The organism is Proteus myxofaciens ATCC 19692 (assembly GCF_001654855.1).
In the GTDB taxonomy this organism is placed as follows: domain Bacteria; phylum Pseudomonadota; class Gammaproteobacteria; order Enterobacterales; family Enterobacteriaceae; genus Proteus; species Proteus myxofaciens.
Genome location: NZ_LXEN01000095.1, coordinates 19923 through 29838, shown reverse-complemented (window position 1 = coordinate 29838; position 9916 = coordinate 19923). Strand labels below are relative to the sequence as shown.

General features: G+C 39.3%; 7 protein-coding genes. 5 read left to right on the top strand and 2 right to left on the bottom strand.

The genetic code is table 11. The features are described from left to right. Positions 1-191: 191 nt before the first annotated feature. A complete protein-coding gene (gene ampH / locus M983_RS10065; protein WP_066749968.1) occupies positions 192-1418 on the top strand; it encodes a D-alanyl-D-alanine-carboxypeptidase/endopeptidase AmpH in 1227 nt (408 codons plus the stop codon). Between the two features lie 91 nt (positions 1419-1509). Here ampH and lptG read toward each other — a convergent pair whose 3' ends face one another. Together lptG and lptF are read right to left on the bottom strand one after the other, a co-directional pair. Beyond that, entirely contained in the window at positions 1510-2589 is a 1080-nt protein-coding gene (gene lptG, locus M983_RS10060; protein WP_066749965.1) for an LPS export ABC transporter permease LptG, read from the bottom strand. Further along, on the bottom strand, positions 2589-3686 hold the full coding sequence (gene lptF, locus M983_RS10055; RefSeq protein WP_066749964.1) for an LPS export ABC transporter permease LptF: 1098 nt from the start codon (positions 3684-3686) through the stop codon (positions 2589-2591). The genes lptG and lptF overlap by 1 nt, the downstream gene beginning before the upstream one ends. A gap of 285 nt (positions 3687-3971) precedes the next feature. On the opposite strand from lptF, the gene pepA reads away from it, so the two are divergent. The 4 genes from pepA to M983_RS10035 all read left to right on the top strand — a co-directional run bounded on the left by pepA (position 3972) and on the right by M983_RS10035 (position 9790). Next, entirely contained in the window at positions 3972-5480 is a 1509-nt protein-coding gene (gene pepA, locus M983_RS10050; protein WP_066749962.1) for a leucyl aminopeptidase, read from the top strand. A gap of 78 nt (positions 5481-5558) precedes the next feature. Continuing rightward, positions 5559-6008 (top strand): DNA polymerase III subunit chi, encoded by a 450-nt coding sequence (locus M983_RS10045; RefSeq protein WP_066749960.1) that lies wholly within the window; start codon positions 5559-5561, stop codon positions 6006-6008. A 13-nt stretch (positions 6009-6021) separates the two neighbouring features. Beyond that, positions 6022-8910 (top strand): valine--tRNA ligase, encoded by a 2889-nt coding sequence (locus M983_RS10040; RefSeq protein ID WP_066749958.1) that lies wholly within the window; start codon positions 6022-6024, stop codon positions 8908-8910. A 370-nt stretch (positions 8911-9280) separates the two neighbouring features. Continuing rightward, entirely contained in the window at positions 9281-9790 is a 510-nt protein-coding gene (locus M983_RS10035; protein WP_066749956.1) for a GNAT family N-acetyltransferase, read from the top strand. The last annotated feature ends 126 nt before the right edge of the window (positions 9791-9916 follow it).

The window sequence follows — 9916 nt, the reverse complement described above, 5'->3', positions numbered from 1 at the left end:
TAGAAAAGGTGATGTTATGGGAATTGTTAGCTGGATTTTCGCGGGTATTTTTATTGGTCTGCTCTTAGGTGCCATACTTAAACTAATGAATAAAAACAAAAAATAATAAAATAAGATTTTTATAAAGTAAAAGTATAGGCTGATTGTATTGATCTTTTCCCTTCCACCTCACTTATTTTGTTGATCATAAAATGAAAAAACATCTTCTAAAATATTTATGGGTTCCTGTGGCATTACTGACATTAAATGCCTGCAGCCATCGTGAACCAATAACAAGCTCTTCTGTACCTCCTGCATTTAATCAACATAATAATGTTCCTGAATTAACACAATGGCCATCTGCATTAACGTCCAATAAGAGCAATACGAGTGCACTTTTTGATAAATACGCGTCTCAAATTTATCAAAAAAGTAATCCTCAAGGTATGGTCATCGTGCTGATTAATAATGCACAATCCATGGAGCGCTCTTTTGGTACTACGACACCAGATAGTCGTAATGCGCCATCAATGAATTCTCTTATTCGTATTGCCTCAATTACTAAATTAATGACCAGCGAAGTAATGTTGAAATTACAAGACGATGGCAAACTTTTAGTTACAGATCCTCTGCAAAAATATAATTATTATGGTGTAAACATACCCGTCGCTAGCGCTCAATCGCCAATTCGTTTATATCATTTAGCGAGTCATACTAGTGGTTTTCCTCGTGAACAACCGGGTGGTAAATGGGGAAGACCTGTTTTTATTTGGCCTACTCATGGTGATCGTTGGGATTGGCTAAAAAAAGCAACACTAACAACGCCTGCAGGTAGTCGTGCCTCTTATTCTAATCTCGCCTACGATTTATTAGCTGATGCATTAGTAAAAGCCTCAGGGAAAAGTTATCCTCAGCTTCTAAAACAGTATGTCACACAACCCGCAGGTATGAGAGATACAACGCTGACACCCACACCAGCACAATGTCAGCGCTTGCTAATTGGTTACAAGCCAAGTCCTTGTTCTGATACCTTAGCGGCAGCAGGGAGTGGTGGTGTTTACTCAACACCAGCAGATATGAAGCGTTGGATGCAACAGTTTCTAACCTCACCGACTTCGATGAGAAAACCAACTGCAAGCAAAGAACAATCTGTTTATTTCCCACGGAGTCGATTATCTTCAATTGAAGGTATGGACGTAGCAGGCCGTGCTGATGGTATTGGTCTAGGTTGGGTTTATATGGCACCCGCTAACGGTATTCCTGCTATTTATCAAAAAACAGGAGGTGGGGGTGGATTTAATACGTATATGGCAACTATTCCTGAGCTAAATATTGGTGTATTCGTTGTTATTACACGTAAATCTAATGGCACGAAATTTAGTGAAGTGACACAAGGCACAAATGCATTAGTACGAGCTCTTGCGAAAGATTTTTATTAATAAAAATCTCATAAATCTCATATAAGAAAAGCGCCTTGATATTCTCAAAGGCGCTTTTTTTGTCTTAATCATCTTATTACAAAGCTAATCTTTAGCGATTACGTTTCATCAATAACCACAAGCTTAATATCAAGAAGAGCAAGCCAGGAATTAACGCGGCCAATACAGCAGGAATACCATAAACCAAACTTAATCGACCAGATACTTCATTGACAATATAGAATAAGAAACCAAAGGCTATCCCTGTGACTATTCTTAATCCCATTGCAACAGTTCGTAATGGTCCAAAAATAAAGGAAAGTGCCATTAACATCATGACGGCAACTGAAATAGGCGCAAAGATTTTTTTCCAAAAATTCAACTCATAGTTCGCTGATTCTTGTCCACTTTGTTTCAAGTATTTTACGTATTGATATAATCCGCTGATAGATAATGCATCAGGATCAAGCGCTACAACACTGAGTTTTTCAGGGCTCAAACGCGTTTTCCATTCTAATGAGATAAGTTTTTTACCTGTGATTTTTTGACTATCTGTTAAATCAGATTCTTCGACCTGATTAAGCATCCACGTTTTTTTATCTTTATCGTAAACGGCACTTGAAGCATAACGAACTGAAGTTAATTTTCTATTATCGTCAAAATCATATAAAGAGATACCTTGCATCTCATTTTGATTTTTTACCCGATTGATGTAGATAAATTGGTTACCATCTTTCGCCCACATACCACGATTAGTTGAGACTAATGAATTACCCATGATTTTTTCAGCGCGATAATTACGGGCATATTGCTCACCTTGTGGTGCACCCCATTCGCCAATAAGCACTGTCAATATAACCAATGGAATTGCCGTTTTCATTACTGAGCCTGCAATTTGCAAGCGAGTAAATCCAGAAGCTTGCATGACCACAAGCTCACTACGCGTTGCTAATGCACCTAATCCTAATAAAGCACCTAATAAAGCGGCCATCGGAAAAAAGATTTGTACATCTTTTAGTACATTAAGGATAGCGTAAATGCCCGCATCAAGGGTGGTAAAATCTCCTTGACCTACTTTACGAAGCTGATCGACAAACTTGATAATGCCAGAAAGAGAAACCAGCATGAAAAGTGTCATCAAAATAGACTGTAAAATAGTACGCCCGATATATCTATCTAATACACCAAACATCAGGCAACTCCTTTCTTAAAGCGAGCGCGAAATTTACGCATTGGCAAGGTATCCCATATATTTAATATGATAGCCAATGCCAAATAAGCCCCATTTACAGCCCACATTGTAATTAATGGATCAACCTTTCCTTTTTCACCACTTGAGCGTAATGAGCTTTGTAGTAAGAAAAAGACTAAATAGAGCAACATCGCAGGCAACATGCTTAACACACGTCCTTGACGTGGATTAACTTCACTAAGAGGAACAACCATTAGTGCCATTACCACAACAGAGAAAATCAAGGTTAAACGCCAGTGAAATTCAGCAATCGATTCAAGTTCTGTTGAGTGCCAAAGTTCTGTCATTGTTTTTTGTTCAACGCGATTACTACTTATTGTTGATTCTCTGTGACCGATGACCGCTTGATAATCAGTAAAATCAGTAATACGAAAATCTCGTAGTACCGCAGTACCTTCATATCGAGTTCCTTCACTCAACACGACGATTTGATTACCATTAGGTAGCTCTTTAGTGTAGCCCTTATTAGCAACCACAACCGAAGGTCTCTGATCGTTAGTTGGCCGTAATTGTGCCAAAAATACATCTTGGAATTGGCTACCTTTTACACTACCGAGGTAAAGTACCATATTGCGATCGTTGGACATTTTAAATTGCCCTTCCATCAATGCAGCTAAACTTGGGTTTGCTTTCGCATCTTCAAGCACCTGTTCTTGATGGACTGTTGACCAAGGAATAAGCCAAATCACATTCCCAGCGGCTAATGCACTCGTCAATAATGAGAGAAGTAGCGCTGCTTGTATCAGTGTTTTTTTACCAATTCCACAGGCACTCATGACGGTTATCTCACTTTCAACATAAAGTTTGCTGTAAGTCATCAGAAGGCCAAGAAAAAGGCTTAATGGAAGAATAAGCTGTGCCATCTCGGGGATCCCTAGCCAAAGCAGAGAAACCACAAGATTTGTAGGAATATTTCCTTCTACTGCTGCCCCTAAAATTTCAACCAGCTTCTGGCTAAAGAAAATCAGCATCAAAATAAATAAGATGGCTATCTGACTTTTAAGGGTTTCCCGAGCTAAATATCGAATTATAATCACGCTAGTTATGCCTGTGAAAACTTGTCTTTTTGCAGGAAAATCGCTAACTTCGTTGTATATCTATCATTTGTGCATCTCAGTTAGACATTCTTGCAGCCCAAATGATATCAAAACATGCTATAAACAGGTTCCCAATCAGAACAAGCTTATAAGTTAGCTAAATTAGTTTATTCAATTAATGCATTTAGCTTAACATAAAAAGTAAACTTTCTATGGGGTAGATTAATGCGGTTCGTTATTGTAAACGATACTTTCCGTTTTTGTCTTTAATATTCAGGAGAACGCATGGAGTTTAATGTAAAAAGTGGCAGCCCAGAGAAACAACGCAGCGCTTGTATTATCGTGGGGGTATTTGAGCCTCGTCGTTTATCTCCGATAGCGGAGCAACTTGATAAAATCAGTGATGGCTACATCAGTGCCTTATTACGCCGTGGCGAATTAGAAGGTAAAGTGGGTCAATCATTGTTGCTTCATCATGTACCGAATGTTCTCTCTGAGCGCGTTTTGCTGATTGGTTGTGGTAAAGAGCGTGAGTTGGATGAACGTCAATACAAGCAAATTATTCAAAAAACAATTAATACGCTAAATGAAACAGGCTCGATGGAAGCAGTATGCTTTCTAACTGAGTTACATGTTAAAGGCCGTAATAATTACTGGAAAGTACGTCAAGCAGTTGAGACTGCAAAAGACTGCCTCTATACCTTCGATCAACTTAAAAGTAATAAGAGCGAATTACGTCGCCCATTACGCAAGATGGTCTTTAATGTTCCAACTCGTCGTGAATTAACAAGCGGTGAACGTGCTATCGCTCATGGTTTAGCTATCGCATCAGGTATCAAAGCCTGTAAAGATCTTGCAAATATGCCACCGAATATTTGTAATGCAGCTTATTTAGCCTCTCAAGCTCGCCAATTAGCAGATACAGCACCTCATGTCTCAACGCGTGTTATTGGCGAAGAGCAAATGAAAGAACTGAACATGACGGCTTATCTTGCTGTCGGCCAAGGCTCGCAAAATGAATCTTTAATGTCGATTATTGAATACAAAGGCAATAAAGACCCTGATGCTCGCCCTATCGTATTAGTCGGTAAAGGGCTAACGTTTGACTCAGGAGGCATTTCAATCAAACCAGCTGATGGTATGGATGAGATGAAATATGACATGTGTGGTGCTGCAACTGTTTACGGCGTGATGCGTGTTGTTTCTGAGCTAAAACTACCGATTAATGTTATTGGTGTACTAGCTGGCTGTGAAAATATGCCTGGTGGTAAAGCTTATCGTCCTGGTGATATCCTTACAACAATGTCTGGTCAAACGGTTGAAGTGCTAAATACAGATGCCGAAGGTCGCTTAGTGCTATGTGATGCATTGACTTACGTTGAACGTTTTGAGCCAGAACTCGTTATTGATATCGCAACATTAACGGGTGCTTGTGTTGTTGCTTTAGGTAATCATTATAGTGGATTGATGTCTAACCATAATCCATTAGCACATGAATTAATGAATGCTTCAGAACAAGCAGGCGATCGTGCATGGCGTTTACCTCTAGGTGATGAGTTCTATGAGCAAATTGACTCAAATTTTGCTGACTTAGCCAATACTGGTGGTCGTGCAGGTGGTGCTATTACGGCAGGTTGTTTTTTAGCTCGCTTTGCAACCAAATATAATTGGGCTCATTTAGATATAGCAGGAACAGCATGGCGCTCAGGTAAAGCAAAAGGAGCTACAGGTCGTCCAGTTTCTTTATTATCTCAGTTCTTACTTAATCGTGCAGGTTTGAATAGCGACGAGTAATACCGCATAATTAAGGGAATACAGAGCATACACTAAGAAGGGTATTGCAACGCAATACCCTTCTGTTATCGAGATATCATGAAAAGTGCTACATTTTATTTAATGGAACACCCTCTTGTTGATGATTCATTACAGGCTCATGAATGGCTTGCTTGCCAACTTGCCGCTGAACATTGGCGATTAGGTAAGCGTATTTTGCTCGTTTGCGAGTCTCAAGCTCAAGCAGAGCGATTAGATGAAGCATTATGGGCAAGAGAGCCTCACCAATTTGTGCCTCATAATCTCGCAGGAGAAGGCCCGCGTTATGGCTCGCCTGTTGAACTATGTTGGCCAGAAAAACGTGGAAATGCACCTCGTGATCTCTTAATTAATTTGCAAACACAATTTGTAGACTTTGCCACAGCTTTCCATGAAGTGATAGACTTCGTACCTATTGATGAACAATTGAAACAGTTGGCGCGTGAACGATATAAAATATATCGTAGCGTCGGCTTTACTTTGACTATGGCTACGCCGCCAACCTATTAAATACGTAAAGAATATGGAAAATAAATCCGCACCTAAAGAGCCATCGCTCGACACAACTTATAATCCGACAGAGATTGAACAATCTTTGTATCAGCATTGGGAAAAAAACGGCTATTTTAAAGCGAATGGCGATACAAACCAAGAAAGCTTCTGTATCGTTATTCCACCGCCAAACGTCACAGGTAGCCTGCATATGGGCCATGCTTTCCAGCAAACCATTATGGATACCATGATCCGTTATCAACGTATGCAAGGAAAAAATACCTTATGGCAGTCAGGAACTGACCATGCCGGTATCGCAACGCAAATGGTTGTAGAGCGCAAAATCGCGGCTGAAGAAGGTAAAAATCGCCATGATTATGGCCGTGATGCATTTATTGATAAGATTTGGGAATGGAAAGCCGAATCAGGTGGCAACATTTCAAATCAAATGCGCCGTTTAGGTAACTCTGTTGATTGGGAACGTGAACGTTTCACAATGGATGAAGGCTTATCTAAAGCCGTTAAAGAAGCCTTTGTCCGTTTACACAAAGAAGATCTTATTTATCGTGGTAAGCGCCTTGTTAACTGGGATCCTAAATTACACACGGCGATTTCTGATCTTGAAGTTGAAAACCGTGAAGTTAAAGGATCCATGTGGCATCTTCGCTACCCATTAGCAGATGGTGCTAAAACGGCTGAAGGTAAAGATTACCTCATTGTGGCAACCACTCGTCCTGAAACGATGTTAGGCGATACAGGTGTTGCAGTTAACCCTGAAGATCCTCGTTATAAAGCGTTAATTGGTAAAGAAATTATTCTACCAATCGTAAATCGTCGTATTCCTATCTTAGCTGATGAACATGCGGATATGGAAAAAGGAACGGGCTGTGTAAAAATCACCCCTGCTCACGATTTTAATGACTATGAAGTTGGACGTCGTCACCAATTACCCATGATTAATATCATGGATTTTGATGGTAATATCCGCGTTAGCGCAGAAGTGTTAGACACCAATGGTGTTGAATCTGACGTTTACAGCACTGAAATTCCACAAGCCTACCAAGGCATGGAACGCTTTGCAGCACGTAAAGCGATGGTGGCTGAATTTGAGCAACTAGGTTTACTTGAAGAAATTAAACCTCATGACCTGACTGTACCTTATGGTGACCGTGGTGGTGTGGTAATTGAACCATTATTAACAGACCAATGGTATGTTCGCGCTGCCCCTTTAGCGAAACCTGCTGTTGAAGCAGTCAAAAATGGCGATATCCAATTTGTACCAAAACAATACGAAAATATGTACTTCTCATGGATGAATGATATCCAAGATTGGTGTATTTCTCGTCAATTGTGGTGGGGACATCGTATCCCAGCTTGGTACGATAACCAAGGTAATGTCTATGTTGGCCGTGATGAAGAAGAAGTTCGTCGTGAAAACAATATCAGTGAAGACGTTGCATTACGCCAAGATGAAGACGTATTAGATACGTGGTTCTCTTCTGCGTTATGGACTTTCTCAACCTTAGGCTGGCCTGAAAATACAGAAGCACTGAAAACATTCCATCCAACTAATGTATTGGTCAGTGGTTTTGATATTATTTTCTTCTGGATTGCTCGCATGATCATGATGACCATGCACTTCATCAAAGATGAAGACGGTAAGCCACAAATACCATTTAAAACGGTCTATATGACAGGGCTTATTCGTGATGAAGAAGGCCAAAAAATGTCTAAATCTAAAGGTAATGTTCTTGATCCTTTAGATATGATTGATGGCATTTCATTAGAAGCCCTGTTAGAAAAACGTACTGGCAATATGATGCAGCCACAAATGGCTGAAAAAATTGCTAAACGTACCAGTAAAGAATTCCCTGAAGGTATTGAGGCTCATGGTACAGATGCCTTACGCTTTACTTTAGCGGCATTAGCATCAACAGGGCGTGATATTAACTGGGATATGAAACGTCTTTCAGGTTATCGTAACTTCTGTAATAAGCTTTGGAATGCTAGCCGTTTTGTTCTGATGAATACAGAAGATCAAGATTGTGGTTATCAAGGTGGTGAGATGACATTCTCACTGGCTGATCGTTGGATCTTAGCTGAATTTAACAATACCGTAAAAGAATACCGTGAAGCGCTAGATAACTATCGTTTCGATATTGCTGCGGGTATTTTGTATGAATTCACTTGGAATCAATTCTGTGACTGGTATCTTGAGCTATCAAAACCTGCGGTACACAAAGGAAATGATGCACAAAAACGTGCTGCACGCCATACGCTAATTGAAGTGTTAGAAGGCTTATTACGTCTCGCTCATCCTATCATTCCATTTATCACAGAAACTATCTGGCAACGTGTAAAAGAAGTGAAAGGCATTGAAGGCGAAACTATCATGCTACAGCCTTTCCCTGCTTTTGATCAAAACCTTGCTGATGAACAAGCGCTTAATGATCTTGAGTGGATCAAAGAGGTTATCGTTGCAGTGCGTAATATTCGTGCCGAAATGAATATTGCACCAGGCAAGTTGCTTGAAGTTCTTTTACGTGATGCGAATGATACAGCGAAACGTCGCGTTAGCGATAATATCAGTTTCTTAAAAGCCATGGGACGTTTTGAGGATATTAGACCATTAGCTGAAGGTGAAACTGCGCCATTATCAGTCACTAAGCTTGTTAACGGTGCTGAATTACTTATTCCAATGGCGGGCTTTATTGATAAAGATGCCGAGCTTGCTCGTTTAGATAAAGAAATTGAAAAAGTCGAGAAAGACATCACGACCTTAGATAGCAAATTATCTAACGATGGCTTTGTGAAACGTGCACCAGAAGCGGTTGTTGCTAAAGAGCGTGAACGTTTAGCCAATTGTTTAAGTGCAAAAGAAAAGCTCATTGCACAGAAAGTCTCTATCGCTACGCTATAAGCATAATGTGTAATCACAAATAAAAGCCTATCAATAAGCCCACATTAAATGTGGGCTTATTTTTTATACTATTTATTTAATTTTTATTGATATCAGCCCAGCATAAAACAACTTTTCACTTTAAGAACGGACTATTAACAGTGAATATATAATTAGATTATTCCTTATTCGGTATTTTTCATCTTGTTTCTTCCCCATTACCCAAAATTTTATTCTGCTAATAAATTGAAAAGTAATCTAATTAAATTAGATTAATTAAGATAATTTGGTAGCGAAACTCGCTACATTCAAATGAAGACATTCCTTTCTGGTGATATCTCACTAGTTATTTAAAAATATTCTACTAATAAATAAAACGATGAGTACAACTATGACTGCAAACTCAAATACAACAGCAAATATCACAATCAGAACCATTGAAGCAAAAGACAATACTGGCATAGCTCATGTTATTCGTGAAGTGTCTGCTGAACATGGTTTAACCGCAGATAAAGGATTCGCCGTTGCTGATCCTATTTTAGATACTCTATACGAAGTTTATAGCCAAGCTCGTAGTGCTTACTGGGTTGTTGAAATGGAGGGCAAAATCGTCGGCGGCGGCGGCGTTGCACCACTTGCTGGTGGTGATCAGCAAACCTGTGAATTACAAAAAATGTATTTGTCTTGCGTATTACGAGGCAAAGGTATTGCGAAAAAAATTGTTCAGCAATCACTCGAATTTGCTAAAGCGCAAGGCTTTAAGCACTGTTATTTAGAAACAACGGATATGTTAAAAGCGGCAATTGGCTTATACGAAAAACTAGGATTCGAATTTATTGATAAACCGTTAGGTAATACAGGTCATAGCGACTGCGAAATTCGTATGTTAAAAGCGCTATAAATACTGTTATTAGCAATAATACTCTTTAATATATTGAATATTTCAGAATGCCCGTATTTTTATATACGGGTTTTTATTATTTTATGACTTTTCATATAACAAAAAAACAATAATTAATTCCTTATC

Excerpts from the sequence above, each read along its gene's own strand:
- ampH (WP_066749968.1), top strand. The coding sequence starts at position 192 with ATGAAAAAACATCTTCTAAAATATTTATGGGTTCCTGTGGCATTACTG.
- lptG (WP_066749965.1), bottom strand. The coding sequence starts at position 2,589 with ATGTTTGGTGTATTAGATAGATATATCGGGCGTACTATTTTACAGTCT.
- pepA (WP_066749962.1), top strand. The coding sequence starts at position 3,972 with ATGGAGTTTAATGTAAAAAGTGGCAGCCCAGAGAAACAACGCAGCGCT.
- M983_RS10045 (WP_066749960.1), top strand. The coding sequence starts at position 5,559 with ATGAAAAGTGCTACATTTTATTTAATGGAACACCCTCTTGTTGATGAT.
- M983_RS10040 (WP_066749958.1), top strand. The coding sequence starts at position 6,022 with ATGGAAAATAAATCCGCACCTAAAGAGCCATCGCTCGACACAACTTAT.
- M983_RS10035 (WP_066749956.1), top strand. The coding sequence starts at position 9,281 with ATGACTGCAAACTCAAATACAACAGCAAATATCACAATCAGAACCATT.